24 protein-coding genes are annotated in these 26,508 nt (G+C 65.3%); 16 read left to right on the top strand and 8 right to left on the bottom strand.

The window, feature by feature from the left end:
- The first annotated feature begins 31 nt into the window (after positions 1-31).
- The 4 genes from ShzoTeo12_RS03190 to iolB all read left to right on the top strand — a co-directional run bounded on the left by ShzoTeo12_RS03190 (position 32) and on the right by iolB (position 5,695).
- Entirely contained in the window at positions 32-1,954 is a 1,923-nt protein-coding gene (locus tag ShzoTeo12_RS03190; protein ID WP_318911258.1) for a bifunctional 5-dehydro-2-deoxygluconokinase/5-dehydro-2-deoxyphosphogluconate aldolase, read from the top strand.
- A gap of 24 nt (positions 1,955-1,978) precedes the next feature.
- Positions 1,979-3,829, top strand: a complete 1,851-nt coding sequence (gene iolD / locus ShzoTeo12_RS03185; protein WP_318911257.1) for a 3D-(3,5/4)-trihydroxycyclohexane-1,2-dione acylhydrolase (decyclizing) — start codon at positions 1,979-1,981, stop codon at positions 3,827-3,829.
- Positions 3,830-3,949: 120 nt separating this feature from the next.
- Positions 3,950-4,867 carry a myo-inosose-2 dehydratase gene (iolE, locus tag ShzoTeo12_RS03180; RefSeq protein ID WP_318911256.1) on the top strand — a complete coding sequence of 306 codons (918 nt, stop codon included), beginning with the start codon at positions 3,950-3,952 and terminating at the stop codon, positions 4,865-4,867.
- Positions 4,868-4,900: 33 nt separating this feature from the next.
- Entirely contained in the window at positions 4,901-5,695 is a 795-nt protein-coding gene (gene iolB / locus ShzoTeo12_RS03175; protein WP_234188614.1) for a 5-deoxy-glucuronate isomerase, read from the top strand.
- Between the two features lie 246 nt (positions 5,696-5,941).
- Here the strand turns inward: iolB and ShzoTeo12_RS03170 are convergent, their stop codons facing one another.
- Positions 5,942-6,970 (bottom strand): PHB depolymerase family esterase, encoded by a 1,029-nt coding sequence (locus tag ShzoTeo12_RS03170; protein WP_318911255.1) that lies wholly within the window; start codon positions 6,968-6,970, stop codon positions 5,942-5,944.
- Between the two features lie 230 nt (positions 6,971-7,200).
- Here ShzoTeo12_RS03170 and ShzoTeo12_RS03165 point away from each other — a divergent pair, with 230 nt between their 5' ends.
- From ShzoTeo12_RS03165 to ShzoTeo12_RS03150, 4 genes are all read left to right on the top strand, one after another.
- Positions 7,201-8,424 (top strand): acyl-CoA dehydrogenase, encoded by a 1,224-nt coding sequence (locus ShzoTeo12_RS03165; RefSeq protein ID WP_119258859.1) that lies wholly within the window; start codon positions 7,201-7,203, stop codon positions 8,422-8,424.
- Positions 8,425-8,543: 119 nt separating this feature from the next.
- Positions 8,544-8,900, top strand: a complete 357-nt coding sequence (locus tag ShzoTeo12_RS03160) for a hypothetical protein (protein WP_245424920.1) — start codon at positions 8,544-8,546, stop codon at positions 8,898-8,900.
- Positions 8,901-9,024: 124 nt separating this feature from the next.
- Positions 9,025-9,456 (top strand): PilZ domain-containing protein, encoded by a 432-nt coding sequence (locus tag ShzoTeo12_RS03155; RefSeq protein WP_205536231.1) that lies wholly within the window; start codon positions 9,025-9,027, stop codon positions 9,454-9,456.
- A gap of 114 nt (positions 9,457-9,570) precedes the next feature.
- Positions 9,571-10,686 (top strand): pyridoxal phosphate-dependent aminotransferase, encoded by a 1,116-nt coding sequence (locus ShzoTeo12_RS03150; RefSeq protein WP_318911254.1) that lies wholly within the window; start codon positions 9,571-9,573, stop codon positions 10,684-10,686.
- A gap of 56 nt (positions 10,687-10,742) precedes the next feature.
- Here ShzoTeo12_RS03150 and ShzoTeo12_RS03145 read toward each other — a convergent pair whose 3' ends face one another.
- Positions 10,743-11,012 (bottom strand): sel1 repeat family protein, encoded by a 270-nt coding sequence (locus ShzoTeo12_RS03145; RefSeq protein WP_119258861.1) that lies wholly within the window; start codon positions 11,010-11,012, stop codon positions 10,743-10,745.
- A gap of 466 nt (positions 11,013-11,478) precedes the next feature.
- Here ShzoTeo12_RS03145 and ShzoTeo12_RS03140 point away from each other — a divergent pair, with 466 nt between their 5' ends.
- The 5 genes from ShzoTeo12_RS03140 to ShzoTeo12_RS03120 all read left to right on the top strand — a co-directional run bounded on the left by ShzoTeo12_RS03140 (position 11,479) and on the right by ShzoTeo12_RS03120 (position 14,627).
- Positions 11,479-11,817 carry a DUF2147 domain-containing protein gene (locus tag ShzoTeo12_RS03140; protein ID WP_318911253.1) on the top strand — a complete coding sequence of 113 codons (339 nt, stop codon included), beginning with the start codon at positions 11,479-11,481 and terminating at the stop codon, positions 11,815-11,817.
- Between the two features lie 417 nt (positions 11,818-12,234).
- Positions 12,235-12,399 (top strand): hypothetical protein, encoded by a 165-nt coding sequence (locus ShzoTeo12_RS03135; RefSeq protein ID WP_162911522.1) that lies wholly within the window; start codon positions 12,235-12,237, stop codon positions 12,397-12,399.
- Positions 12,400-12,427: 28 nt separating this feature from the next.
- Entirely contained in the window at positions 12,428-12,604 is a 177-nt protein-coding gene (locus ShzoTeo12_RS03130; protein WP_318911252.1) for a hypothetical protein, read from the top strand.
- Between the two features lie 69 nt (positions 12,605-12,673).
- On the top strand, positions 12,674-12,994 hold the full coding sequence (locus ShzoTeo12_RS03125) for a YnfA family protein (protein WP_119258864.1): 321 nt from the start codon (positions 12,674-12,676) through the stop codon (positions 12,992-12,994).
- A 130-nt stretch (positions 12,995-13,124) separates the two neighbouring features.
- Positions 13,125-14,627, top strand: a complete 1,503-nt coding sequence (locus ShzoTeo12_RS03120; RefSeq protein ID WP_318911251.1) for an AMP nucleosidase — start codon at positions 13,125-13,127, stop codon at positions 14,625-14,627.
- A gap of 10 nt (positions 14,628-14,637) precedes the next feature.
- Here the strand turns inward: ShzoTeo12_RS03120 and ShzoTeo12_RS03115 are convergent, their stop codons facing one another.
- A complete protein-coding gene (locus ShzoTeo12_RS03115) occupies positions 14,638-15,942 on the bottom strand; it encodes a S41 family peptidase (protein WP_318911250.1) in 1,305 nt (434 codons plus the stop codon).
- 39 nt (positions 15,943-15,981) lie between these two features.
- The gene (locus tag ShzoTeo12_RS03110; RefSeq protein WP_318911249.1) at positions 15,982-17,355 is read right to left on the bottom strand and encodes an aspartate aminotransferase family protein; all 1,374 of its coding nucleotides are present in this window, start codon (positions 17,353-17,355) and stop codon (positions 15,982-15,984) included.
- A 149-nt stretch (positions 17,356-17,504) separates the two neighbouring features.
- On the opposite strand from ShzoTeo12_RS03110, the gene ShzoTeo12_RS03105 reads away from it, so the two are divergent.
- Positions 17,505-18,875, top strand: coding sequence for a glutamine synthetase family protein (locus ShzoTeo12_RS03105; RefSeq protein ID WP_318911248.1), 1,371 nt, complete (start codon positions 17,505-17,507; stop codon positions 18,873-18,875).
- Between the two features lie 171 nt (positions 18,876-19,046).
- On the opposite strand, the gene ShzoTeo12_RS03100 is transcribed toward ShzoTeo12_RS03105, so the two are convergent.
- On the bottom strand, positions 19,047-19,985 hold the full coding sequence (locus tag ShzoTeo12_RS03100; RefSeq protein WP_119258868.1) for a diacylglycerol/lipid kinase family protein: 939 nt from the start codon (positions 19,983-19,985) through the stop codon (positions 19,047-19,049).
- A gap of 343 nt (positions 19,986-20,328) precedes the next feature.
- On the opposite strand from ShzoTeo12_RS03100, the gene ShzoTeo12_RS03095 reads away from it, so the two are divergent.
- A complete protein-coding gene (locus tag ShzoTeo12_RS03095; RefSeq protein WP_119258869.1) occupies positions 20,329-21,567 on the top strand; it encodes an MFS transporter in 1,239 nt (412 codons plus the stop codon).
- A gap of 73 nt (positions 21,568-21,640) precedes the next feature.
- Here ShzoTeo12_RS03095 and ShzoTeo12_RS03090 read toward each other — a convergent pair whose 3' ends face one another.
- From ShzoTeo12_RS03090 to ShzoTeo12_RS03080, 3 genes are all read right to left on the bottom strand, one after another.
- Positions 21,641-22,528 (bottom strand): ABC transporter permease, encoded by an 888-nt coding sequence (locus ShzoTeo12_RS03090; RefSeq protein WP_119258870.1) that lies wholly within the window; start codon positions 22,526-22,528, stop codon positions 21,641-21,643.
- A gap of 161 nt (positions 22,529-22,689) precedes the next feature.
- The gene (locus tag ShzoTeo12_RS03085; protein WP_119258871.1) at positions 22,690-23,688 is read right to left on the bottom strand and encodes an ABC transporter substrate-binding protein; all 999 of its coding nucleotides are present in this window, start codon (positions 23,686-23,688) and stop codon (positions 22,690-22,692) included.
- Positions 23,689-24,047: 359 nt separating this feature from the next.
- Positions 24,048-24,677 carry a L,D-transpeptidase gene (locus ShzoTeo12_RS03080; protein WP_119258872.1) on the bottom strand — a complete coding sequence of 210 codons (630 nt, stop codon included), beginning with the start codon at positions 24,675-24,677 and terminating at the stop codon, positions 24,048-24,050.
- A 302-nt stretch (positions 24,678-24,979) separates the two neighbouring features.
- Here ShzoTeo12_RS03080 and mgtE point away from each other — a divergent pair, with 302 nt between their 5' ends.
- Positions 24,980-26,359 carry a magnesium transporter gene (gene mgtE / locus ShzoTeo12_RS03075; RefSeq protein WP_318911247.1) on the top strand — a complete coding sequence of 460 codons (1,380 nt, stop codon included), beginning with the start codon at positions 24,980-24,982 and terminating at the stop codon, positions 26,357-26,359.
- The last annotated feature ends 149 nt before the right edge of the window (positions 26,360-26,508 follow it).

Here is a 26,508-nt window from a genome sequence, read left to right as displayed (position 1 = left end):
CACGACGGCGCCGCAAGACCGGGAGGAAGACATGCCCCATACCGACCAGACGAAGACGCTGGACGTCATCACGATCGGCCGTTCGTCCGTCGACCTCTACGGCCAGCAGCTCGGCACGCGGCTGGAAGACACGGCCTCCTTCGCGAAATCGGTCGGCGGCTGCCCGGCAAACATCGCCATCGGCACCGCCCGTCTCGGCCTCAAGTCCGCGCTCATCACGCGCGTCGGCGACGAGCAGATGGGCCGTTTCATCCGCGAGCAGTCCGCCCGCGAGGGCGTCAATGTCGAGGGCATCCGAACCGACAGGGAGCGGCTGACGGCGCTGGTGCTGCTCGCCATCGAATCCGAGGGCGTCTCGCCGATGATCTTCGTGCGCACCGACTGCGCCGACATGGCGCTCGACGAGGGCGACGTGGACGAGGCCTTCGTGCGCTCCTCGCGCGCCGTGCTGGTTTCCGGCACGCATTTTTCCCGCCCCAACACCGAGGCCGCGCAGCGCAAGGCGATCCGCATCGCCAAAGAGAGCGGCGGCAAGGTCGTCTTCGACATCGACTACCGCCCGAACCTCTGGGGCCTTGCCGGCCATGCCGAGGGTTTCGAGCGCTATGTGAAGTCCGACCGCGTCTCGGCCATCATGAAATCCGTGCTGCCGGATTGCGACCTGATCGTCGGCACCGAGGAGGAGATCATGATCGCCTCTGGCGCGGACGACGTGCTCGCCTCGCTGAAGGCGATCCGCGCGGTCTCCGCCGCCACCATCGTCCTGAAACGCGGCGCGATGGGCTGCATTGTCTATGACGGCCCGATCTCCGACGACCTGGAAGACGGCGTGGTGGGTCAGGGCTTTCCCATCGAGGTCTATAACGTGCTCGGCGCGGGCGATGCCTTCATGTCGGGCTTCCTTCGCGGCTGGCTTACCGGCGAGGACCATGCGACCTCCGCGACCTGGGCCAATGCCTGCGGCGCGTTTGCCGTCTCACGCCTGCTCTGCTCGCCGGAATATCCGAGCTGGGAGGAGCTGGAATTCTTCCTGAAGAACGGCAGCAAGCACCGGGCATTGCGCAAGGACGAGGCGATCAACCATATTCACTGGGCGACGAACCGCAAGCAGGGCGACATTCCGCTGCTCATGGCGCTCGCCTGCGACCACCGCATGCAACTCGTCGACGTCGCCGACGAACTCGGCGTGCCGCACGAGAAGATCTCGCAGTTCAAGCGCCTCACCGTCGAAGCCGCCGCGCGGGTGGCCGAAGGGCGGCCCGGCTATGGCATGCTGATCGACGAGCGCTTCGGGCGCGACGCCTTCTTCGACGCTGCCACCAAGAATTTCTCCTGGCTCGGCCGGCCGGTCGAGCTGCCGGGCTCCAAGCCGCTGCGCTTCGAATTCAGCCAGGATATCGGCTCGCAGCTCGTGGAATGGCCGCTCGACCATTGCATCAAGTGCCTGTGCTTCTACCATCCCGACGATCCGGCCGCGCTCAAGCAGGAGCAGCAGGAGAAGCTGCGCACGCTCTTCGAGGCCGCACGCCGCGTCGGGCGTGAGCTGCTGGTCGAGATCATCGCCGGCAAGAACGGGCCGCTCAAGGACGATACGATCTCCACCGCGCTGCAGGAGCTCTACGATCTCGGCATCAAGCCGGACTGGTGGAAGCTGGAACCGCAGGCCTCCCCGGAGGCATGGCGGAACATCGAGGCGGTGATCGCCCGGAACGATGCCTATTGCCGTGGTATCGTGCTGCTCGGGCTGGAGGCACCGACGGAGGACCTCATCAAGGCCTTCGAGGCGACGAAGGTGGCCCCGGCCGTCAAGGGCTTTGCCGTCGGCCGCACGATCTTCGCGGACGCCGCCCGCGCCTGGATGGCCGGCAGAATGGACGACGAGGCGGCCATCGCCGACATGGCCGGCCGCTTCCGCACGCTGACCGACGCCTGGCTCGGCACGCGCGGACTGTAAGACAGAGAATTTGGGAGGAAGACCATGGGCAAGACGATCCGGCTGACGATGGCGCAGGCCGTCGCGCATTTCCTGAAGGCGCAGATGACCGTCGTGGACGGCAGGAAGGTGCCGATCTTCGCCGGTGTCTGGGCCATTTTCGGCCATGGCAACGTCGCGGGCATGGGCGAGGCGCTTTACCAGGTGCGCGAGGAGCTGCCGACGCTGCGCGCCCATAACGAGCAGGGCATGGCGCATGCCGCCGTCGCCTTCGCCAAGGCGAGCTTCCGCCAGCGCTTCATGGCCTGCACGACCTCCATCGGCCCCGGCGCGCTCAACATGGTGACGGCCGCGGGTGTTGCGCATGTCAATCGCCTTCCCGTCCTGTTCCTGCCCGGCGACGTCTTCGCCAACCGCATTCCCGACCCGGTGCTCCAGCAGATCGAGGATTTCGGCGACGGCACCGTTTCGGTCAACGACGCCTTCCGCTGCGTCTCGCGCTATTTCGACCGCATCACCCGCCCCGAGCAGATCATCCCGGCGCTGAAGCGCGCCATGCAGGTGCTGACCGATCCCGTCGATTGCGGCCCGGTGACGCTCTCGCTCTGCCAGGACGTGCAGGCCGAGGCCTATGATTATCCGGCGAGCCTCTTCGAAGAGAAGGTCTGGACGCAGCGCCGCCCGCGGCCGGACAGCGACGAGCTGGACGCCGCCATCGAGACGCTGCGCAAGGCGGAAAAGCCGCTGATCCTCGCCGGCGGCGGCGTGCTCTATTCGCAGGCGACCGCCGAACTGAAGGCCTTTGCCGGCATGCATGGCATTCCCGTCGCCGTCACCCAGGCGGGCAAGTCGGCGATCCCGGACGATCATCCGCTCTGCATGGGCTCCATCGGCGTCACCGGCACCTCCGCCGCCAATGCCTTTGCCGAGGAGGCGGACGTCATCCTCGCCGTCGGCACGCGCATGCAGGACTTCACGACCGGTTCCTGGGCGCTCTTCAAGAATGAAAAACTGAAGATGATCGGCCTCAACACCGTCGCCTTCGACGCTACCAAGCATGACAGCCGGCCACTCGTTTCCGACGCCCGCGAGGGCCTGACGCTGCTTTCCGAAGCGCTCGGAGGCTGGAAGGCCCCGGCCTCCGTGGAAGCCTCGGCCAAGGCCCGCAAGGCCGAATGGATGGCGGCGGCGAACCGGGCGACCGCGCCGACCAATGCCGACCTTCCTTCCGATGCGCAGGTCATCGGCGCGGTGCAGCGCAGCATCGGCGGTGAGAATTCCGTGCTCGTCTGCGCGGCCGGCGGCCTTCCGGGCGAATTGCACAAGCTCTGGCAGGCGGTGAAGCCCGGCGGCTACCACATGGAATATGGCTTTTCCTGCATGGGCTACGAGATCGCCGGGGCGCTCGGCGTCAAGCTGGCGCGGCCGGAGGCGGATGTCGTCGTCATGGTCGGCGACGGCTCCTACATGATGATGAATTCCGAGCTTTCCACCTCGATCATGCTCGGCAAAAAATTGACCGTCGTCGTGCTCGACAATCGCGGCTACGGCTGCATCAACCGCCTGCAGATGGGCACCGGCGGCGCCAACTTCAACAACCTGCTCAAGGACGCGATGATCGAGACCATGCCGGATATCGACTTCCGCGCGCATGCCGAAAGCATGGGGGCCGTCGCCGTCAAGGTCTCCTCCATCGCCGACCTCGAAGCGGCCATCGAGGAGAGCAAGGCGAACGACCGTACCTCGGTCATCGTCATCGACACCGATCCGCTTGTGACCACGCAGGAAGGCGGCCACTGGTGGGACGTCGCCGTGCCGGAGGTGAGCCCCCGGGCCGAGGTCAACAAGGCGCGCGAGGCCTATGTGAAGGCCCGCGCGGCGCAGAGCCTCGGGTAGGATACGAACAAAGCCCCTCTCCTTCCTCTCCGTTATCCTCGGATCAAGCCCGAGGACAACGGAGGAAGGCAGGGAGATAATGATATCGGAAGGCCGTTTGCCTTCCCCAAGGAGACCCAGATGAAAGCCAAACTCGGCATGTCGCCCATCGCTTGGTGGAACGACGACCTTCCTGAACTCAGCGACGATGTCTCCCTCGAGGAATGCCTTCGCCAGTCGCGCAGCGCCGGCTTCACCGGCATGGAGCAGGGCCGCCGCTTCCCCGGCACGCCCGAGGAGATGCTGCCGATCCTGCGCGCGGCCGACGTGACGCTGTGCGGCGGCTGGTTCTCGGGCACGCTGGTCGACGAGGAGCTTGCCGCCAACAAGGACCGCATCGCGCCGATGATCGAGCTGTTCAAGGCCGTCGATGCACCCTGCATCGTCTACGGCGAGGTCGGCCGCTCCATCCAGGGCGACCGCTCGAAGCCGCTCGCCACCAAGCCGCGCCTTTCCGACGACGAGATGAAGGCCTATGGCCGCAAGCTCACGGCATTCGGCGAATGGTGCGCGGAACAGGGCATGCCCCTCTCCTACCATCACCACATGGCCGCCGTCGTGGAGACCGAGCCGGAGCTCGACGCCTTCATGAAGGCGTCCGGCGAAGGCATCCCGCTGCTGCTCGACGCAGGGCACCTCGCCTTTGCCGGCGGCGACGTGCTGCGCGCCATCGACAACCACCATGCCCGCATCAACCATGTCCATGTGAAGGATATCCGCCGGTCCGTGGTCGACGGCCTCGATCGCAGCCGGCAGTCCTTCCTCGACGCGGTGGCGCTCGGCGCCTTCACCGTGCCGGGCGACGGCTCGCTCGATTTCGGCGCCATCGTGCAGAAGCTGGCCGATTACGGCTATGAAGGCTGGTTCGTGGTGGAAGCCGAGCAGGACCCGCGCAAGGCGCCGCCGCAGAAAATGGCCGAGATCGGTCATAAGGAACTGATGCGCGTCATGACCGCCGCGGGTTATACCGTGGAGACGGAAGGCTTCCCGAAGGGCTGACCGTCCCGGACGCCGAATGAAAGGAACATGCCCATGCCGAACCTCCTCGTAAAACCGAACGGCACCCATGGCCGCGTCAGCCATGTAACGCCCGAAAGCGCCGGCTGGACCTATGTCGGTTTCGATCTGCACCGCATGAAGCCGGGCGAGATCGTCGCGGCGGAAACGGGAAGCCGCGAGGTCTGCCTCGTCTGGATCTCCGGCAAGGGCAAGGCGACCGCGGGCGGCAAGGATTTCGGCGTCCTCGGCGAGCGCATGAACCCCTTCGAGGGCGCGCCGCATGCGCTCTACATCCCCGCCGATTCCAACTGGTCGGTGACGGCGGAGACCGACCTGGAGCTCGCCGTCTGCTCGGCACCGGGCGGCGGCGATCACGAGGCGAAGGCCATTCCGCCGGGCACCCATCCGAAGCTTTCGCGCGGCAAGGGCTCGAATGTCCGCCACGTCTACAACATTATGCCGGAAGACGATAATTCGGCCCATTCGCTGCTCGTGGTCGAGGTCATCACCCCGAGCGGCAACACCTCGTCCTATCCCTCGCACAAGCACGACCGGGACGACCTGCCGAACGAAAGCCTGCTGGAAGAGACCTACTACCACCGCATCAACCCGCCGCAGGGCTTCGCCTTCCAGCGCGTCTACACCGACGACCGCTCGCTGGACGAGGCGATGGCGGTGGAGGACGGCGACGTGACGCTGGTGCCGAAGGGCTACCACCCCTGCGCCACCATCCACGGCTACGATCTCTACTATCTCAACGTGATGGCGGGGCCGAAGCGGGTGTGGAAGTTCCACAACGCGAAGGAGCATGAGTGGCTGCTGGGGTGAGCCCTGGCAGGGCCGTTGCCTGACCGCCTCCCTTGGAGCGGAGCGGCCCGATATTCAACACATCACGCCGCCGGTGCCGGTTGCCCCTCATCCGCCTGCCGGCACCTTCTTCCCGCAAGCGGGGAGAAGGGATATGCCGGGCCGTTTTCCCGACTCTCCAACGTTGCGTGGGGCAAGTCCCCTCTTCCCGCTTACGGGGAGAGGGTTAGGATGAGGAGCGAACGGAAAAGAATGGCGCAGCGCCGCCTACCGCTTCCACTTCCGCGTCAAACCCCACGCCTTGGCGATCTCCAGCGTCGACGAGAACCCCGCCTCCAGCATGAACGGCTCGGCGGATACCGCATGGCCGCCGCCCTCGCCGGGAAGCACCGGCGTGCCGTGGCCCATGCCGTCGATCTCGTGGAAGGTGACGAGGGGCTTGCCGTCCTTGTCGGGCCAGATGCGCGTGCGGCGGCCCTTCATGCGCTTTTCCACGAAGGCGTCCTTCGGCAGGCGATAGAGATCGCGCCATTGCTCGACGAGGGCGAGGCCGTTGGAGAGGGAGACGGTTTCGTCGGCCGTGCCGTGCCAGATCGAGATGGCGGGCTTGCGGGGGATGCGGGGAGAAATCTTGCGGACGAGGTCGGACCATTCGCGGGCGGTGCGCTCCGGAGCCTCCTTCATGGCGTCGAAGGCGCGGGTGGCGTCGCGCGCCGCGCCGAAGGGAAGACCCGCGATGATCGCACCGCCGGCGAAAAGCTCGGGATAGTTCGCCAGCATCGCGGCCGTCATCGCCCCGCCGGCGGAAAGGCCGGTGATGAAGATGCGCTGCGGGTCGCTGCCCGCCTGTTCGGCGGCATGCGCCACCATCTGGCGGATCGACATCAGTTCGCCGCGGTCGCGCGTCACCTCGCTCGGGCGGAACCAGGTGAAGCAGAGCCGCGGATTGTTCGCCTCGCGCTGCTGGGCATAGACGACGGCAAAGCCGCGCTCGTCTGCAAACGACGCCCAGCCGGCGGCGCGGTCGTAGCTTTCGGCATCCTGCTGGCAGCCGTGCAGCACCAGAACGAGCGGCCGCCCGGCGGGCAGGCCTTCGGGAATATGCGCGAACATGCGCAGACAGCCGGGATTGCTGCCGAAATCCGTGACCTCGACAAGCGGCGAGCCACCTGCCGGACGGCGGCGGGTGGCGGGCGTCTTGCGCTCGGGTGTACGTTGGAAGGGCCAGAGCAGGTCGCCCAGCCGCGCCTCGGTCGGCACCAGCCGCTCGACCGACCTCTTGAAGCGGTCTCGCATGCCCGGCCTCTCTTTCGTGGAATTGCTCATCGTCAGGCTACATGCGCCTCGTGAAGGACAGGATCAAGGCAGAAGGGGCGAATTTACGGGGGATGGCTCATTCTCCGGGCTCATGAGGGCATTCATAAATAGCCAAAGCGTTCGCCCCTCGCTTTCGTTCCCGCCCTTTCGGATGAAGGCAAGCTGATGTAGCACTTCTGCAACGACAAAACCGCGACAGGATGGAAGCAATGAGCGAGCACCACGGCGTCACTCCGGAACAGGCCCGCGCCAAGATGGCGCCCTTCGACTGGGCCGACCCCTTCCTCCTTGAGGACCAGCTGACCGACGAAGAGCGCATGATCCGCGATACGGCCCGCGCCTATTGCCAGGACAAGCTGGCCTCGCGCGTCACCGAGGCGAACCGTCATGAAGTGTTCCACCGCGAGATCATGAGCGAGATGGGCGAACTCGGCCTGCTCGGCCCGACCGTGCCGGAGGAATACGGCGGCGTCGGCGCCAACTACGTTTCCTACGGCCTCGTCGCCCGCGAAGTCGAGCGCGTCGATTCCGGCTACCGCTCGGCCATGTCCGTGCAGTCCTCGCTGGTCATGCACCCGATCTTCGCCTACGGCACGGAAGAGACGCGCAGGAAGTACCTCCCCAAGCTCGCCTCCGGCGAATGGGTCGGCTGCTTCGGCCTCACCGAGCCGGACCATGGCTCGGACCCCTCCTCGATGATCACCCGCGCGAAGAAGGTCGACGGCGGCTATCTCGTTTCGGGCGCGAAGAACTGGATCACCAATTCGCCGATCGCCGACGTCGCGGTCGTCTGGGCCAAGTCCGACGCGCATGACGGCAAGATCAAGGGCTTCGTGCTGGAACGCGGCATGAAGGGCTTCGAGACGCCGAAGATCGAGGGCAAGTTCTCGCTGCGCGCCTCCGTCACCGGCATGATCATGATGCAGGACGTCTTCGTTCCCGACGAGAACCTGCTGCCGGAAGTCGCCGGCCTTGCCGGTCCGTTCGGCTGCCTCAACCGCGCCCGCTACGGCATCGCCTGGGGCGCGATGGGCGCCGCCGAATTCTGCTGGCACGCCGCGCGCCAGTACACGCTCGACCGCAAGCAGTTCGGCAAGCCGCTCGCCGCCACCCAGCTCATCCAGAAGAAGCTGGCCGACATGGAAACCGAGATCGCGCTCGGCCTGCAGGGCGCGCTGCGCCTCGGCCGCCTGTTCGACGAGCACCGCGCCCCGGCCGAACTCATCTCGCTGATGAAGCGCAACAATTGCGGCAAGGCGCTCGATATCGCCCGCGTTTCCCGCGACATGCACGGCGGCAACGGCGTCTCCGACGAATACGGCGTCATCCGCCATGTCATGAACCTCGAAGCCGTCAACACTTACGAGGGCACGCACGACATCCACGCGCTGATCCTCGGCCGCGCGCAGACGGGGCTTCAGGCGTTCCAGTAAGTCTTTCCCGCCTTTACGGTTTCCGGCGGCCGCCCGCTAAAATGCGGGCGGCCGTTTTCATCTTTTATCCATCCCGTTTCGATACAGTCGAAACCCGGCAACAGAAGCGGGAGGGAACCATGCCCCTCGAAACCGTCCACGAGCAGCTTCGCCTGCGCCATCCCAAGCGCAGTTTCGTCCCGTATCGCCTCGACAAGCCCGGCTTCATCACCCCGATCGGCCATCACCTCAGCACGGCGCAGCGCTATACCTGCCTCGTGCGCAGCATTTCGAGCGCCGGCGCGGCGATCTCGATCAACAAGGCGCTGGAATTGCCCGAGAATTTCTATCTGGAGATCCAGGGCATCCGGGACGGCATCCCCTGCACGGAATTCAAGCGCGAGGGCGAGGATATGACCGTGCGCTTCAACATGTTCCTCGACACGGATTTCCTCAATCTGGTGCTCGGCCGGACGGTCCCCGCGCAGGACGACTGAAGCGGCCTTCAGCAAAAATCCGGGCCGATAAATTTTTAAGCATTTGTTTCAGCGAAACAAAACGGTCCCCTGCGACACTTCGCCCATCTTCAGGACATGATGTCCCCCTACCGGGAGTATGGCAATGAGTTTGGGTGCCGATCCGCGCTCCACCGCGGGACTTTACGAGCGCAAGTGGGAGCGCTTTGCCGTGAACCGGCAGGGCATGCTGATGACGGTCGGCTTCGACCTCGCGGCGCCGAAGCTGCGCAGCTGCAAGCTCATCGACATTTCGCAGGGCGGCGCGAGCTTCGTCGTGTCCACCACGATCGGCCTTCCGCTGCATTATTATCTCTCCGTCGTCGGCGTCGCCTCGCGCATCGGCTGCGCCGAGGTCTATCGCAACGACAGCCGCATCGGCGTGCAGTTCATCAAGGAAATCGACGAGGAGCTGCTCCACACCATCGTGCGCTCCGACTACTTTACCGGCGGCGTCAACAACACCCGCCCTAAGCAGGAGGAGCGCCGCTACATGGCGGGCGTCGAAAGAGCCGGCCTCGGCTCGGCGGCCACCTGAGCGTTTCGCCTTCCGCCATTATTGGATAGGGTGCCCGTGGAAGACCGATTCCGGCGGGCATTTCTCCGTCCGGCAGCCGGTTCCCCCGTTCATCGATACCAGGCGCCTTCATTCATGTCCGCATTCTCCCGTTTCACCGCCCTCGCCCAGTCCCTGCCCGCCACCGTTCCCTTCGTCGGGCCGGAGGCCATCGAGCGCAATCGCGGCCTTGCCGTGAAGGCGCGCATCGGGGCGAACGAAAGCGGCTTCGGCCCCGCCCCTTCCGTGCTGGAGGCGATGCGCGCAGCGGCTGAAACCACGTGGATGTACAGCGATCCGGAGAATTTCGAGCTGCGCGAGGCGCTGGCCCTTGCCCACGGCATCTCGCGCGACAACATCGCCGTCGGCGGCGGCATCGACGGCCTGCTGGGCGAGATCGCAAGGCTCGTCATCGAGCCGGGCGCGCCGGTCGTCACCTCGCTCGGCGGCTATCCGACCTTCAACTACCATGTGAACGGTTTCGGTGGCCGGCTCGTCACCGTGCCCTATGCCGGCGACCGGGAAGACCTCGGCGGCCTTCTCGACGCGGTGCGCCGCGAAGACGCGCCGCTCGTCTATTTCGCCAATCCCGACAATCCGATGGGAAGCTGGTGGGATGCCGACAGCGTCGTCTCCTTCGCGCGGGCGCTGCCGGAAACGACGCTGCTCATCCTCGACGAAGCCTATGGGGAAACCGCGCCGGCCGGGACCATCCCGCCCATCGGCACGCTGATCGGCCAGCCGAACGTGCTGCGCATGCGCACCTTCTCCAAGGCCTACGGCCTTGCCGGCGCGCGCATCGGCTATGCGATCGGCACGCTCGGCAACGCACAGGCCTTCGACAAGATCCGCAACCATTTCGGCATGTCACGGATATCGGTGCAGGGCGCGCTCGCCGCCCTCAAGGACCAGGCCTATCTGGCGGACGTCATCGCCCGCATCGCCGCATCCCGCGAGCGCATCGCGGGGATCGCCCGGGCCAACGGGCTTCTGCCGCTCGCCTCCGCCACCAATTTCGTCACCGTCGATTGCGGCCGGGACGGCACCCGTGCCAAGGCCATCGTCGACGGGCTGATGGAGCACGGCGTCTTCATCCGCATGCCCGGCATCGCGCCCCTCAACCGATGCATCCGCATCAGCGTCGGGACGCCGGAGGACATGGCGTTGCTGGAGGCGGCATTGCCGCGGGTTCTGGAGGCAGTAGGCAATTAGGCAGTAGGCATTAGGGACATGCCAGCCGCCCCCCTACTGCCTACTGCCTCATCCCCTCAATGCACCGTCATCCATTCGCGGGCGGCGCGCAGCGCCTCTACGAGGTCACTTTTCGTCATCGTCGCCGCAAGGTCGGCGCGCAGCTCCGCGGCGCGGTCGCAACCCTTGATGGCGGCGATGTTCAGCCACTTGTGCGCCTGGACGAGGTCGATGTCGCAGCCCCGGCCCGTCGCATACATGAGGCCCATGTCGCAGAAGATTTCGGCGCGGTTCTCGCCGCCCATCGTGGCGGCCGTTTCGATGGTCTGAAAGTCAAAGCGTGCCATTTCGATTGTCCCTGTCTTCTTTGGTTTACTGCCGTATTGCCCTGTTTTGTCGCCCTTTTCGGGCCTCCTTAGGCGCCTGCCGTCTTCTGCGGCTCGGTCTTCCTTCGGAGTTTTGCGGCCCGGTTTTCCGTGCTCGTCTTATGGCTCCACTATGCCGCGGGCCTTTCAAAATGCGCTTAAAATGCATGCTTAATTTGAGACGAACAAAATCCAAACGCTTGGTAAAATTGGATTTTCGTTAAACATCGCATCCCCTGGAAACGGCGGCATTCGCATAAAAATTTACCGATTGTTCAACCGCCGATTTCAACCCTTCGCTAACCACGGCAAACGACCGCATCCTTCACCCCCGCGATTTTTCGCCGGTCTATGCCCCTTCAAGACGCCTGAAATCCGTACGAAAGGCATATTTACCTTTACGTGCCCGTAAGATATCTTTCGGCCGTCATTCCGGAGGAGGAAGAGAATGAAACTGAGGACATGGATCGCCACCGCGCTTCTGGCGGCGCCGGGCATCGCGCTGGCCGCCGAACCGATCGAGGGCAACTGGAAGACGGCGAGCGGCGCCACCGCCGCCATCGCCAAATGCGGCGGCAGCTTCTGCATCACGCTGAAGACGGGCAAGCATGCCGGAAAGCGCATCGGCAAGCTCGACGGCACGGGCGCCGATTATAGCGGCTCGATCACCGACCCGGAGACGGACAAGACCTATAGCGGCTCCGGCGCCGTCAGCGGCAATTCCCTGCGCATGAAGGGTTGCGTCCTAGCCGTTCTCTGCAAGTCGCAGACCTGGACGCGGCTGTGAACGGCCAGGCCGCGGCTTTCGGCACACATTCCTGAAGCCATGCTAAAGCCGGCGCACCGCGCCGGCTCATACTGCCGATAAAGTGTGAAACCCTCTCTTCCGTCATGCTCGGGCCTGTCCCGAGCATCTGCAAACGCCTCCGTTTCTCGATACGTTGGTAGATCCTCGGCACAAGGCCGAGGATGACGGCGGTGCGTGAGGCGAGGTTCGTCAGCAAGCCGAGCCGGCGCATTTTGTCCATTTCGGCCGCGCGCCTTCGCTCAAGCCGCTGATTTCAAGGCTTCATCGACGTCCTGTCCATCCCCGAAAACCGAATCACACCTTTCCTGAACGGGAGATGAACCGGCCTCTCAGGGACCGTTCAGTCCTGAGGTGCGAAAACGGCTACACCGAAACATCTGGATGAGGGACATCACCATGGACATCCTCGCACGCCGCCTCACGATCATCACCCTGCTGATGGCCGTCTTCGCCATCATGCTGGCCGCCGCCGTCGAGACGGACTATCGCCGCAGCACGCACAACGGCACCGGCAAGCTCATCGCCTGCTCCACGCCGAGCATGTGCCGCGCCTCGCTCTGACCCGACCTCGCCTGCCGGACGAAACCCGATGATCGCCGCCCTCGCCCACACCTCGACCATGCTGCTGCGCATCCTGACGCTTTGCGCGATGATGATCACCCCGGTCGGGGCGCTCGCCTGGAGCAATGCGGGCGGCCTCGGCATCACCAAGCAGGGAGCGGGCCTCGTGCTTTTCGTCACACTCCAGCGCCAGTCGATGAGCTGAGGCAGGCTTCGTCTTTTCCCGTTCCGTGCTAAACCGGGCCGGCCTCTCGCCGCCAGCCCGGAGCACCGGATGAAATCCCTTCTCGTCTTTTCCGCCGCCGCCCTTGCCGAGATCGCCGGCTGCTTCGCCTTCTGGGCCTGGTGGCGGCTCGACAAGTCCATCCTGTGGCTCATCCCCGGCATGGCCTCGCTCGCCCTTTTCGGCTGGCTGCTGGCGCAGGTCGACAGCGCCTTTGCGGGCCGCGCCTATGCCGCCTATGGCGGCGTCTATATCGCCGCCTCGCTGCTCTGGCTTTGGCTTGCCGAGGGCATGCGCCCCGACCGCTTCGACCTTGCCGGCGCGACGCTTGCGCTGGTAGGCGCGGGCATCGTTCTCGCCGCCCCGCGATAGGGGTGCCGGCCCTCCTATCCTCCTGTTTTCACGCCGCTATGGGCATGGCGCCGCAGCGTCCTTACCCCGGGGCTTGCGGGCGCGCGGAACTTGTCGTTTGCTTGTCAAATAACAACAACTATAGTGATTCATGAGCAAACGAACCTTCTCGCCGAAACCGCTTTCCTTCGCCACGCCCGAGCCTTACGAGCCGCGCTCCTTCGACGATCCGGTCGCCGCCGTCGATGCCCTCGAGGCGCTCTACGAGCGCAATACGAAATTCCTCACCAACGCCTTCGTCTCGCTCGGCCGGACCGGCACGCCGGAAACGCGCTTCCGCGCCTGCTATCCGCAGGTCAGCATCGAGACGACGAGCTTCGGCCATGTCGATTCCCGCCTGTCCTACGGCTATGTCGCCTCGCCCGGCGTCTATACGACGACGATCACCCGGCCAAAGCTCTTCCGGCATTACCTCAAGGAACAGCTCGGCCTCCTGATGCGCAATCACGGGGTGCGTGTCATCGTCTCGGAATCGGCGACGCCGATCCCGCTGCACTTCGCCTTCGGCGAGGGCGCCCATGTGGAGGCGGAGGTCGCCGAAGGCATCGAGCTTCCGCTGCGCGACCTCTTCGACGCGCCGGACCTGACCAATACCGACGACGAGATCGCCAATGGCGCCTACGAGCCCGGCCCGGGCGAGCCCTCGCCGCTTGCGCCCTTCACCGCGCAGCGCGTCGATTACTCGCTCGCCCGCCTCAGCCACTACACGGCGACCAGGGCCAATCATTTCCAGAATTTCGTGCTCTTCACGAACTACCAGTTTTATGTCGACGAATTCTGCGAATGGGCGCGCCAGCAGATGGCGGAAGGCGGCAACGGCTACACGGCCTTCGTCGAGCCCGGCAACATCATCACCCCGGCCGGTTCCGACAAGCCGGAGCCCAACATCACCCCCGGCCGCCTGCCGCAGATGCCGGCCTACCACATCAAGAAGAAGGGCCATGGCGGCATCACGCTGGTCAATATCGGCGTCGGCCCCTCCAACGCCAAGACGATCACCGACCATATCGCCGTGCTGCGCCCGCATGCCTGGCTGATGCTCGGCCATTGCGCGGGTCTCAGGAACAGCCAGACGCTCGGCGACTATGTGCTCGCCCATGCTTATGTGCGCGAGGACCACGTGCTCGACGACGACCTGCCCGTCTGGGTGCCGATCCCGGCGCTCGCCGAGGTGCAGGTGGCGCTCGAAAGCGCGGTGGAGGAGGTCACGGGCCTCCAGGGCTACGATCTCAAGCGCATCATGCGCACCGGCACCGTCGCGACCATCGACAACCGCAACTGGGAACTGCGCGACCAGCGCGGACCGGTGAAGCGGCTGTCGCAGTCGCGCGCCATCGCGCTCGACATGGAATCGGCGACCATCGCCGCCAACGGCTTCCGCTTCCGCGTGCCCTACGGCACGCTGCTGTGTGTTTCCGACAAGCCGCTGCACGGCGAGCTGAAACTGCCCGGCATGGCGACGGCCTTCTACCGAACCCAGGTCAACCAGCACTTGAGGATCGGCATCCGGGCGCTGGAAAAACTCGCCGGCATGCCGACGGAAAAGCTGCATTCCCGCAAGCTGAGAAGCTTCTTCGAGACGGCGTTCCAGTAGGCGGAGCCGTTCACCTGAGGGAGAACGCCCTTTCCTGATCCGGCGGGAAGGACGGATCCGTCTTCTCGCCGCGCAGGAGTTCAAGCGCGTATTGGAGCTGGACGTCGTCCTTGGCTTCCGGCGGAACGTAGGCGGACGAGCCCGAACCGGCATCCGTCTCGCTCTGGCCCTGGATATGACCGGGCAGGCTCGATTCGCCGGCGGTCTCATCCCTGCCCTGAAGCTCGGGCGGGAGAGGCTGCTCGACCGTGATGTCCGGCGTGATGCCGGTGCCCTGGATCGATTTGCCGGACGGCGTGTAGTAGAGCGCCGTCGTCAGGCGCAGGGCACCGGCATCGCCCATCGGGATGATGGTCTGGACCGAGCCCTTGCCGAAGGAACGGGTGCCGACGACGGTGGCGCGGCGCAGGTCCTGCAATGCGCCGGCGACGATTTCCGCAGCCGAGGCCGAGCCGCCGTTCACCAGCACGACGACGGGCTTGCTATCGGTGAGGTCACCTTCAGTCGCATTGTAACGGCGGGTCTCGCCCTCGTTGCGGCCGCGGGTCGAGACGACCTCGCCGCGCTCCAGGAAGGCATCGGAGACGGCGATCGCCTGATCGACCAGGCCGCCGGGATTGAGACGGAGGTCCAGCACGTAGCCCTTCAGCCTGTCGGCCGGCACGTCTTCCTTGATCCTGGCGATTGCAGCCTCCAGGTCGTCATAGGTCCTTTCGGTGAAGGAGATGACGCGCAGGTAGCCGACATCGTTCTCGACGCGGGATTTCACGGCCTCCACGGCGATGATATCGCGCACGATGGTCAGCGTAATCGGCTTGTCGGCGCCCTCGCGGATGAGCGTCAGCGTGATCGGCGTATCGACCGGACCGCGCATCCTCTCCACCGCCTCGTCGAGCTTCAGGCCGCTCAGGGACTGGCCGTCGATTTCGGAAATATAATCGCCGACCAGAACGCCGGCCTTCGCCGCGGGCGTATCGTCCATGGGAGCGATGACCTTGACCCGCCCGTCCTCCATCGTCACCTGGATGCCGAGGCCACCGAACTCGCCGCGCAATTCGGTGCGCGCATCCTCGGCGGCCTCGGCGTTCATGTAGGAGGAATGCGGGTCGAGCGAGGTGAGCATGCCGTTGATGGCGTTCTCGATGAGCTCGTCTTCCTTCGGCGGCGTCACATATTCGCGCTCGATCCGCTCGAGCACCTCGCCGAAGATGGCAAGCTGCTCGTATGTGGACTTGCCGGCGGCGCCCGCCGGGCCGATCACGGCCGTCGCGCCCATCAGGGCGCCGGCGAGAAGGAGCAAAACCCTGCCTGTCATCCCTTGTCCTCCATCCTTATGGAATTGCCGGCCGATTCCTCAGCCCGCCATTACCTTCCACGCATGTTCCAAGCCCTTGCGCGTGATGTCGATCATCTGGTCGACCTCGGCATGGGTGATGACGAGCGGCGGGGAGAAGAGCATTCGGTCGCCGGTGGCGCGCAGGACCAGGCCGTTTTCCAGGCAATGGTTGCGGACGGTGACGCCGGCTTTTTCCTTGTCCTCGAAGCGCTTGCGGGTCGCCTTGTCCTCGGCGAGCTGGACGGCGGCCATCAGGCCGACCTGCTGGACCTCGCCGACGATCGGCAGGTCCTCCAGCGACTTGAGGCCGGCAGCGAGATAGGGGCCAATGTCGTCGTGGACGCGCTCGACCAGCTTCTCGTCCTCGATGATGCGCAGGTTCTCCAGCGCGGCAGCCGCGCAGACCGGGTGGCCGGAATAGGTGAAGCCGTGGTTGAAGTCGCCCACTTCCTCGACCAGCACATTGCCGACGCGGTCGGAGACCATGACGCCGCCGATGGGCAGGTAGCCGGAGGAAAGGCCCTTGGCGATGGGGGCCAGGTCCGGCTCGACGCCGAAATGCTGGTGGCCGAACCAGTGGCCGGTGCGGCCGAAGCCGCAGATCACTTCGTCCGTCACGAGCAGGATGTTGCGCGCCTTGCAGATTCGGGCGATCTCCGGCCAGTAGGTGGCCGGCGGCACGATGACGCCGCCCGCGCCCTGGATCGGCTCGGCGACGAAGGCGGCGACATTGTCCTCGCCGAGCTCGTCGATCTTCTCTTCCAGCTGGCGGGCCATCTTCAGGCCGAACTCGTCGGACGAAAGATCGCCGCCCTCACCGTACCAGAAGGGCTGGTCGATATGGTGGACGCCGGCGATCGGCAGATCCCCCTGCTCGTGCATCCACTTCATGCCGCCGAGCGAGGCGCCGGCGACCGTCGAGCCGTGATAGCCGTTCTTGCGGGCGATGACCGCCTTCTTGGTCGGCTTGCCCATGGCGCCCCAGTAGACGCGGGCCATGCGGAACCAGGTGTCGTTGGCCTCCGAGCCCGAGCCGGTGAAGAAGACGCGGTTGATGTTCGGGCCGGCATGCGAGGTGATCTTCTGGGCGAGCAGCACGGCCGGCGGCGTCGTGGTGCCGAAGAAGGTGTTGTAATAGGGCAGCTCGTTCATCTGGCGCACGACCGCGTCGGCGATCTCCCTGCGGCCATAGCCGATATTGACGCACCACAGGCCCGCGAAGCCGTCGAGATAGCGCTTGCCGTGATTGTCGAAGATATAGGAGCCCTCGCCCCGCTCGATGATGCGCGTGCCCGTCGCGTTCAGCTTCTTCATGTCCGAGAAGGGATGAAGATGATGAGCGGCATCGAGGGCACCGAGGTTGGAAGCGGCTGCTGCACTGCTGTTCGACATTTGACTACATCCTTGGGGGTAGGCCCCGCCTTATTGAACGGCGAGACAGAATGGGCTACGAAAATGCCCATACAACAGGCATTTGGCAAGAGATCGAGCGCACGCAAAATTTCCTGTCCTTGCTTCCCGCCAAACCAAAAGCAGGCACCATGACAAACGACAAGACGGCAGCCGGTTCGCCGCGCGCCAACGCCCCTATCGATGCCCCGGCCCGTATCGAAATCCTCCTCGTCGGCATGAACGGGGACCTGCGCGGCAAGCAGGTTCCGCTGGAAGGCGAGAAGAAGATCTGGGACGGTTCCGTGCGCCTGCCCTCCTCCACCCAGTCGCTCGATATCTGGGGCGACGACAATGACGACATCACCGGCCTTTCCATCTCCGTCGGCGATCCGGACGGCCTGTGCATTCCCGACCGCCGCTCGCTGGCGGCCATGCCCTGGGCGCCGGAAGGCTCGCGCCAGGTGCTCGCCACCATGCACGAATTCGACGGCAGCGCCTCCTTCATGGATCCGCGCGCCATTCTCGGGCGCATGCTGAAGCGTTTCGAAGACAAGGGTTTGACGCCGGTCGTGGCGACCGAGCTCGAATTCTACGTGGTCGAGGACGACTGGCGCGAGACCGGCAAGCCGCGCCCGCCGGCAGCCCTGATGTATCGCGGCGAGCCGAACGGCTTCCAGCTCTACGACATGCGCGCGACGGATGCGCTCGACGGCTATCTCCAGACCGTGCGGAGCTGGGCGAAGGCGATGGACCTTCCCGCCGATGCGACGACCGCCGAATTCGGCCCCGGCCAGTTCGAGATCAACCTGCTGCACCGGCCGGACGCCATGGCGGCCGCCGACGACTGCATCTATCTCAAGCGCATCGCCGAACTGGCCGCGCCCCGCTTCGGCCTGAAGTCCACCTGCATGGCCAAGCCCTATGCCGAGCATGCGGGCTCGGGCCTGCATGTCCATTGCAGCATCATTGACAGGGACGGCCGCAACATCCTCGACGCAAAGGGCGGCGAGCCGACGAAGCTGAAGTCGATCACCGCCGGCATGCTGCAGACCATGCGCGACGCCCAGCTCGTCTTCGCGCCTTTCGCCAACTCCTACCGCCGCTTCCAGCCGGGCTCCTTCGCGCCGGTCGACCTTACCTGGGGCTTCGGCCATCGCGGCACCGCCATCCGCATCCCGGACAAGGACGGCCCGGCGGCACGCGTGGAGCATCGCGTGGCGGGCGCGGACGTCAATCCCTATCTGCTTTTGACGGCGATCCTCGGCGGCATCCTGCTCGGCCTCGAAAACGACCTCGATCCGGGCCCGGTGACGGAGCCGGGCAAGGACGTGGCCGACGCCAGGCGCCTGACGCACGACTTCCTGACGGCCGTCGAGGAGTTCTCCGCCTCGCCCTTCATCGCGGACGCCTTCGGTGCGGCCTACCAGAAGCTCTACGGCGATACCAAGCGCAAGGAGGCGATCACCTTCCTGCGCACGGTGTCGGATTTCGACTACCAGACCTATCTGCCGCGGATTTGACGGTTAGGGGCGGGTGCCCCTCATCCGGCCTGCCGGCCGCCTTCTCCCCGCAAGCGGGGCGAAGGAGATATGCCGCACCGGTTTCCCAAACTTTCAACGTCGCGTGGGGCAAGTCCCCTCTCCCGGCTTGCGGGGAGAGGGCTAGGGTGAGGGGCAAGCTTCCGCACCGCCTCAGGCGGCGGCCGGCTCGGTGGTCGCCATGTTCTCCGCCTGCACCTTCGGCACCATGACCTTCAGCTCGCCCGGATGGAGGCGGATGGAGACGTCGCGGTCCATCGGCAGGAGTTCGCCGTCGATCACGCAGTTGATCGATCGGTCGACATTGGGAAAGTGCAGTTCCACCTCTGTACCGGTCATTTCCGTGACGTCGGCATTCTCGCGCAGCTTGCCGCGCAGGATGTCGAAGGCGAGCTTCGCCACGCCCGCGGGCTTCAGGGGATTGGTGGTGTAGAAGCCGAGATGGCCACCCGTCAGGTCGTCGGCATAGAGCAGGCCGTTTTCCCCGAAGCGGTTATTGGAGACGTTGATCGCCGAGACCTTGCGGTGCTCCTCGACGCCGTCGACATTGAATTCCACCTCGAATTCCGGCGGGTTGAAGATGACGCCGAGGGCCGCGCGGGTGTTGGCGGCCATCTTGCCGAGCCGGGAACGGTAGGTCATCCCGTTGCGCAGCCGCACCATGCGGGCGTGCAGACCGGCCGAGAACTGGTGCACGAAGGCCCGGTCGTCGGCCGTGCCGATATCGGCGGCGGCGATGTCGCCATCGGCCAGCGCCTCGATCGCCTGCCAGATGTCGAGCGGGATCTTCAACGAGCGGGCGAAGAGGTTCATCGTGCCGGCCGGAACGATGCCGAGCGGCATTCCGCTCTGCCAGGCAAGGCCCGCCGCCGCCGACACCGTGCCGTCGCCGCCGCCCGCCAGCATCGCGTCGAGGTCGGTGCGCTCGGCGCAGCGGTGCAGCGCCATCTCGATATCGGCCCCTTCGACGATATCACAGTCGAGGTGATGCCCTGCCGCCGCGAAGACCCTTTCCGCATGACGCGCATAGGCCTCCATGTCGGTGGTGCGGAACGTCCCCCCGTCCCTGTTGAAAATCGCCTGTACTCTCATTCGCATACTCCGCTTATGGCCGAGAACGCCTGTGTCCTCCATTAGATAACGGAGAAAGCGGCGATTCACAGGCGGGGGTGAAAGGCAGTGCAACAATTCGTGAAAAGCGGCGGCGCCGGCAATTGCATTTTCGGCCAAAATTGGCAGTAGGCAGCGCGCGGCACTTTGATATAGTGCAATCCGGTCGCCTGGCGTCGGGAGTACGCCGTCCGATCGATTCTTACCCTTTCCCATCCAGGCCATTTCGGCCGGACCAGATCGCATTCGCAGCCAGGAGGAGTGGCCGCCCTTGTGAGGGTTCGTCGCCGGTTTGCCGTGTGGGCCATATCTGCGGAGCCTCCCCGTGTCCGAACATCCCCTGCCGAACGCCGCCCTCTCCTCCGGGCAGCCACCGCTTCCGGCGCTCACCGTCACCCTCATCATCCTGGCGCTCGCCGTCGGCAGCTTCGGCATCGGCACCGGCGAGTTCGCCATCATGGGCCTCTTGCCGGACGTCGCCGGCACCTTCGGCGTGACGACCGCCCAGGCCGGCTACGTGATCAGCGCCTATGCGCTGGGCGTGGTGGTCGGCGCGCCGGTCATCGCCGTCATCGGCGCGCGCTACCGCCGCCGCGACCTGCTGCTGGTGCTGATGGGCGTCTTCGCCGCCGGCAACCTTGCCAGCGCCGCCGCGCCGACCTTCGAGAGCTTCATGCTGTTCCGCTTCCTCTCCGGCCTGCCGCACGGGGCCTATTTCGGCGTTGCAGCGCTCGTCGCCGCGTCGATGGTGCCGGTCAACAAGCGCACGCAGGCGGTCGGCAAGGTCATGCTCGGGCTTACGGTTGCCACCCTGATCGGCACGCCGCTCGCCGCCTTCTTCGGCCAGGTGTTCGACTGGCAGTTCATGTTCATCGCCGTCGGCATCACGGGGCTTCTGACGGTCGCGCTGATCGCCCTCTTCCTGCCGCGCGACAAGGCGCCCAAGGGCATCAACGCGCTGACGGAGCTTAGCGCCCTCGGGCGCAGGCAGGTCTGGCTGACGCTCGGCATCGCGGCGACCGGCTTCTGCGGCATGTTCGCGGTCTTCACCTATATCTCGCCGATCGTCACGGACGTCGCCGGGCTCAATGTCGGCATGGTGCCGGTCTTCATGGCGATCTTCGGCGGCGGCATGATCGTCGGCAACATCTTCGGCGCCAAGCTTGCCGACATGTCGCTGATGCGCACGATCGGCTGGTCGCTGGTGCTCTATTTCTTCGTGCTCGTCAGCCTGTCGCTGACGGCGCACAATCCGGTGCTGCTCGGCCTCTGCTGCTTCCTGATCGGCTGCAGCTTCGTCGTCGGCCCTGCCCTCCAGACGCGCCTGATGGACGTCGCCGGCAATGCCCAGACGCTCGCCGCCGCACTCAATCACTCGGCCTTCAACGTCGCCAATGCGCTCGGCGCGTTCTTCGGCGGCCTGTCGATCAGCGCCGGCTACGGCTACGCCTCGATGGGTTTCGTCGGCGCTTCCACCGCCGTCGTCGGCTTCGGCGTCTTCCTGCTCTCGCTGTCGCTGGAAAAGATGGATCGCGCCGCAACGCCGGTCTGCCCGGCGGAGTAATCGCCGAACGCGGAAACGAAAAGGGCGCCCACGGCTTTCGCCGGGGCGCCCTTTTCCTTGCTTCCTGCCCGGATCAGCCGTGGATGATCTCGCGGTGCTTCTGTAGCCGTGCGCCAAAAGCCTGGCTGACGCGGTCGAAGATGATCGCGATGCCGACGATGGCGAGGCCATTGAAGATGCCGAGCGTGAAATACTGGTTGGAGATCGCCTTCAGCACCGGCTGGCCGAGGCCCTGCACGCCGATCATCGAGGCGATGACCACCATGGCGAGCGCCATCATGATCGTCTGGTTGATGCCGGCCATGATGGTGGGCAGGGCCAGCGGCATCTGCACGTTCTTCAGCTTCTGCCAGCTCGACGAGCCGAAGGCGTCGGCCGCTTCCAGCACGTCCTTGTCGACGAGGCGGATGCCGAGATTGGTGAGACGGATCATCGGCGGAATGGCGTAGATGACGACCGCGATGAGGCCCGGAACCTTGCCGATGCCGAGAAGCATGACCACGGGAATCAGATAGACGAAGCTCGGCATGGTCTGCATCACGTCGAGGATCGGGTTGATGGCGTTCTGCACCCGGTCGGACCGCGACATGAGAATGCCGATCGGTATGCCGATGACGATGGAGAGGACGGTACAGACGAAGATCATCGAGACCGTCTTCATCGTGTCGTCCCACATGTCGAAATAGCCGATCACGAGGAGCGTGGCGATGCTGCCGGCGACGATCTTCCAGTTGCGGCTGGCAAACCAGGCGACCAGCGCGATGAGCAGGAGGATGATCGGCCAGGGCGTCTTCGTCATGAAGCGCTCGGACCAGATGAGAAAGTGCTGCAGCGGCTCGAAGAGACCTTCGATGCTGTCGCCATAGGCGCGGGTGAAGGCGCGGAAGCCCTCGTCAATCGCCTTCTTGAGGTCGCGCAGCGAGTTCGCGTCCATCGTCGGAAATTTCGTAAACCAGTCCATGTCGATCCCCTTCCGGTTCCGTCCGGTCTTGTGCCGGCTTGCGAACCAAACCCTGAAGCATGCCGCGGGAAATTGCATGGCGATTTGCGCCAACGACATGCGCTAAAACGAAGAAGAAGGGCGGCGTGCCCTGCGACACGCCGCCCCGATTGTTCAGCCGCTCAGAGCGCGGCCTTGATCTTTTCGGCCGCTTCCGGCGAGACCCAGTCCTTCCAGAGCGCCTCGTTCTCTTCGAGGAAGTGCTTGGCGCCGTCGTCGCCGCTCGCCTGGTTGTCGGTCATCCAGGCCATCAGCTTGTTGACCGTCGCGTTCGTCCAGGCGCGCTTGTTGAGATAGGCCATGACGTCTTCGCCGGCGCGTTCGGAGAACGGCTTGGTCACGAGCGTCTGGACGGTGTCCTTCGGCCAGTCGTTCTTCTTCGGATCCGGGCAATCGGCAACCGTGTTGCAGCGCTTCCACTCGGCCGCGTCATAGGGAACGCCGTGCTCGAGCTTCACCATGTCGTATTTGCCGAGCAGCGCGGTCGGGGCCCAGTAGTAGCCGACCCAGCCTTCCTTGCGCTCGTAGGCCTTGGCGATGGAGCCGTCGAGGCCGGCGGCAGAGCCGGTATCGATCAGCGTGAAGTTCGCGGCTTCCCCGCCATAGGCCTTGTAGAGCTGGCCGGTCACGACCGTGCCGCCCCAGCCCTGCGGGCCGTTATGAACGGCGCCCTTGCTCTTGTCCTCCGGATCCGGGAACAGTTCCGGGTGCTTCAGCGCGTCGTCGATCGTCTTGATGTCCGGATGGGCATCGGCGACGTATTTCGGAATCCACCAGCCCTGGACAGCGCCGTCGGACAGCGCGACGGCCGCGCCGACCAGCTTGCCCTCGTCGATGCCGCGCTTGACGACGTCTGGCAGGAGGTCCACCCAGCCTTCCGGCGCGAGATCCGGGTCGCCCTTCTCGATCATCGAGGTGATGGTCGGGACCGTGTCGCCGACGATGACCTCGGCATTGCAGCCATAGCCTTCGTTCAGGATGAACTTGTCGAGTGCGGCGAGGACCTCGGCGCTCTGCCAGTTCATGCTGGCGATGGTCACGTCGCCGCATTCGGCGCGTGCAGCGCCCGTCATGGCCATGAGGCCGGCGACGAGGCAGGTGGAAGCAAGAAGATGTTTCATATCCGTTCCCTCATTTTGCGGCGGTGTCGTTGTGTCTGTCCGAGCCCCGCCGCACCGCCGCCGCCAGGCCCGTAATCCTCCACGGAACGTTCCCGAAGGGACCGGAAGCCCTCCTGGATCCGCGATACCGCATCCTCGACTTTTGCAGCTACAAAGTCGAATGCCGGTACGAATGCGTCTGGAATTGACCCCGATGCGTCATGGCGACATCAAATTCGCAGAACCGTCCCCACATTGTCCGCGCGTGGGGCTCCGGCGGCAATGGTATGATACAATTCAGCTTTTTCAACCCGCAAACGAAAGGCCGGCGCGAAGCCGGCCTTGATCCGATGCGACATGGGCGCCGAAAGCGCCTCAGATCAGGCTTCGCGGCGGCCCTGGATGACGAAGACGCGGCCGCTGACCTGAACGCGCTCGTAGAGATCGATCACGTCATGGTTGAGCATGCGCACGCAGCCGCTCGACATGGCCTGGCCGATGGACCACGGCTGGTTGGTGCCGTGGATGCGGAACATGGTGTCGCGGCCGTTCTGGTAGAGATAGATGGCGCGGGCGCCGAGCGGGTTATTGATGCCGCCGGGCACGCCCGCGGCATATTTCAGGTTCTTCTTCGGATCGCGGCGGATCATGTTGGGCGTCGGCGTCCAGCTCGGCCATTCGGCCTTGCGGCCGATATAGGCGCTGCCCGCCAGCGAATAGCCCTGCCGGCCGACGCCGATGCCATAGCGCATCGCCCGGCCGTTGCCGAGCACGTAGTAGAGACGGCGCGCCGGCGTATCGACGACGATGGTGCCGGCGGCGTGCGACGTATCGTAGGCGACTTCCTGGCGACGCAGCTCAGGCTTGATCTTGTCGAGCGGCATCGCCCGGAGCGGATGCTTCTCGTCCAGGCGGTCGCCGTAATTGGCGCGATCGCTGGTGCCGTTCGTCGCGCAGCCTGCCAGCAATGCAGACGCGCCGATGAGGAATCCGCGGCGTGAGATCGACATGAGGCCCCCTAACCATTTGCCATTCCTCAAAGATTTATGGAGGTATGGTTAATGGCCGGTTAACGGACGAAAGGCCGCAGCGCCCGCAGCCATCTCCATCTTGACATTCGCGGGAAACGGGCACATCACAAACGAACGTGCGGGATTTCACTCCTCCCGCGCGGATTTCAACGGAGCCATCATCACGATGCCAAGCGACAGTAGCAGTCGATCGAGGACGCCCGAGCGGCATATCGTGCACTGACGTTTCCGTCAGCTCGCCCGGTCGGCCGCAAGGGCCGATCGACGGAAAGGCGAGCAACATGAACATCCAGCGTTTCCCCGCAACCGCCGGCCGCGCCGCACGCGACCTTCTGAATACCGGCCGCAAGGCCCCCACCATCGCGGACCGCATCGAGCAGCTCAACCGGCTCGACGTGCGCGAAGCCGCACGCCAGCTCGCCACGCTGCCCGAGGGGAAGGCTCTCGCCGTCATCTCCCGGCCCGAGCTGCACGGGGCGGCCGACATCGTCGCGGCCCTGCCGACGGACCATGCCGCGCGGCTCCTCAAGGACACCGCCTACGACCGGGTCGCCGACCTCTTCCAGGCCATGGAGGACGGCGCACGGCGCTCCGCCATCTTCGCCCGGCTCGATCCGGCGACGGCGCAGGCCGTCTCCCATCTCATGGCCTATCCGCAGCGCACCGCCGGCGCCATGATGACCCCGGAATTCGTCAGCGTGCTCGAGGACATCACGGTCGCCGAGGCGCTGGACCACGTGCGCGCCGTGGAAAAGTCGAGCGAGACCATCTACGCCATCTATGTGCTGGAGCCGGAAAGCCGCGCGCTCAGCGGCGTCGTCACCCTGCGCCGCCTGATCATGGGCGATCCCGCAGCCAGCATCATGAGCGTCGCCCGGCAGGCCGGCGTCGTCAGCGTCACCCCGCTGACGCCGCAGGAGGAGGTCGCCCGGCAGATCCGCAGCCACAACCTGCTGGCCATCCCCGTGCTCGACGACAAGCGCAACGTCCTCGGCATCGTCACCGTGGACGACGTGATCGACACGATGATCGCCGACACGACGGAGGACGCGCACAAGTTCGGCGGCATGGAAGCGCTCGGCAAGCCCTATATGCAGATCGGCCTCGGCGGGATGATCCGCAAGCGCGCCGGTTGGCTCGCCGCGCTGTTCCTCGGCGAGATGCTGACGGCGAGCGCCATGCAGCATTTCGAGGCGGAGCTGGAAAAGGCCATCGTGCTGACGCTGTTCGTGCCGCTGATCATGAGCTCGGGTGGCAATTCGGGATCGCAGGCAACCTCGCTGATCATCCGCGCGCTGGCGCTCGGCGAATTGAAGCTTTCCGACTGGTGGAGGGTCGCGCTGCGCGAGCTTCCGACGGGCATCGCGCTCGGCGCCATGCTCGGCCTCGTCGGCTTCGCCCGCATCACGCTCTGGCAGCAGATCGGCCTCTACGACTACGGGCCGCACTGGGTCCTCATCGGCCTGACGGTCTTCGCCGCGCTGATCGGCATCGTCGCCTTCGGCTCGATGGCGGGCTCCATGCTGCCCTTCCTGCTGCAGCGGCTGCGCTTCGACCCCGCCAGCGCCTCCGCCCCCTTCGTCGCCACGCTGGTCGATGTCAGCGGGCTGGTGATCTATTTCAGCGTCGCGCTGGTGATCCTCAGTGGGACACTGCTCTAGAAAGAGCAAGGCCGGTGGATCGCTCCACCGGCCTTTTTTGTCTGCTGCCGCTCCGGCATCACATATCGGGATAGACCGGCCCTTCGCCGGCTCTTTCCTTTTCCGGGGGTCCGTGCGGCCCAGCCTCTCCCAACACTACATGTTGGGGT

This window comes from Shinella zoogloeoides, assembly GCF_033705735.1.
In the GTDB taxonomy this organism is placed as follows: domain Bacteria; phylum Pseudomonadota; class Alphaproteobacteria; order Rhizobiales; family Rhizobiaceae; genus Shinella; species Shinella zoogloeoides_A.
This window is presented reverse-complemented; position numbering and strand designations above follow the sequence as displayed.

Bases quoted from the DNA above. Each gene is read 5' to 3' on its own strand.
- ShzoTeo12_RS03190 (WP_318911258.1), top strand. From the start codon at position 32: ATGCCCCATACCGACCAGACGAAGACGCTGGACGTCATCACGATCGGC.
- iolD (WP_318911257.1), top strand. From the start codon at position 1,979: ATGGGCAAGACGATCCGGCTGACGATGGCGCAGGCCGTCGCGCATTTC.
- iolE (WP_318911256.1), top strand. From the start codon at position 3,950: ATGAAAGCCAAACTCGGCATGTCGCCCATCGCTTGGTGGAACGACGAC.
- iolB (WP_234188614.1), top strand. From the start codon at position 4,901: ATGCCGAACCTCCTCGTAAAACCGAACGGCACCCATGGCCGCGTCAGC.
- ShzoTeo12_RS03170 (WP_318911255.1), bottom strand. From the start codon at position 6,970: ATGCGAGACCGCTTCAAGAGGTCGGTCGAGCGGCTGGTGCCGACCGAG.
- ShzoTeo12_RS03165 (WP_119258859.1), top strand. From the start codon at position 7,201: ATGAGCGAGCACCACGGCGTCACTCCGGAACAGGCCCGCGCCAAGATG.
- ShzoTeo12_RS03160 (WP_245424920.1), top strand. From the start codon at position 8,544: ATGCCCCTCGAAACCGTCCACGAGCAGCTTCGCCTGCGCCATCCCAAG.
- ShzoTeo12_RS03155 (WP_205536231.1), top strand. From the start codon at position 9,025: ATGAGTTTGGGTGCCGATCCGCGCTCCACCGCGGGACTTTACGAGCGC.
- ShzoTeo12_RS03150 (WP_318911254.1), top strand. From the start codon at position 9,571: ATGTCCGCATTCTCCCGTTTCACCGCCCTCGCCCAGTCCCTGCCCGCC.
- ShzoTeo12_RS03145 (WP_119258861.1), bottom strand. From the start codon at position 11,012: ATGGCACGCTTTGACTTTCAGACCATCGAAACGGCCGCCACGATGGGC.
- ShzoTeo12_RS03140 (WP_318911253.1), top strand. From the start codon at position 11,479: ATGAAACTGAGGACATGGATCGCCACCGCGCTTCTGGCGGCGCCGGGC.
- ShzoTeo12_RS03135 (WP_162911522.1), top strand. From the start codon at position 12,235: ATGGACATCCTCGCACGCCGCCTCACGATCATCACCCTGCTGATGGCC.
- ShzoTeo12_RS03130 (WP_318911252.1), top strand. From the start codon at position 12,428: ATGATCGCCGCCCTCGCCCACACCTCGACCATGCTGCTGCGCATCCTG.
- ShzoTeo12_RS03125 (WP_119258864.1), top strand. From the start codon at position 12,674: ATGAAATCCCTTCTCGTCTTTTCCGCCGCCGCCCTTGCCGAGATCGCC.
- ShzoTeo12_RS03120 (WP_318911251.1), top strand. From the start codon at position 13,125: ATGAGCAAACGAACCTTCTCGCCGAAACCGCTTTCCTTCGCCACGCCC.
- ShzoTeo12_RS03115 (WP_318911250.1), bottom strand. From the start codon at position 15,942: ATGACAGGCAGGGTTTTGCTCCTTCTCGCCGGCGCCCTGATGGGCGCG.
- ShzoTeo12_RS03110 (WP_318911249.1), bottom strand. From the start codon at position 17,355: ATGTCGAACAGCAGTGCAGCAGCCGCTTCCAACCTCGGTGCCCTCGAT.
- ShzoTeo12_RS03105 (WP_318911248.1), top strand. From the start codon at position 17,505: ATGACAAACGACAAGACGGCAGCCGGTTCGCCGCGCGCCAACGCCCCT.
- ShzoTeo12_RS03100 (WP_119258868.1), bottom strand. From the start codon at position 19,985: ATGAGAGTACAGGCGATTTTCAACAGGGACGGGGGGACGTTCCGCACC.
- ShzoTeo12_RS03090 (WP_119258870.1), bottom strand. From the start codon at position 22,528: ATGGACTGGTTTACGAAATTTCCGACGATGGACGCGAACTCGCTGCGC.
- ShzoTeo12_RS03085 (WP_119258871.1), bottom strand. From the start codon at position 23,688: ATGAAACATCTTCTTGCTTCCACCTGCCTCGTCGCCGGCCTCATGGCC.
- ShzoTeo12_RS03080 (WP_119258872.1), bottom strand. From the start codon at position 24,677: ATGTCGATCTCACGCCGCGGATTCCTCATCGGCGCGTCTGCATTGCTG.
- mgtE (WP_318911247.1), top strand. From the start codon at position 24,980: ATGAACATCCAGCGTTTCCCCGCAACCGCCGGCCGCGCCGCACGCGAC.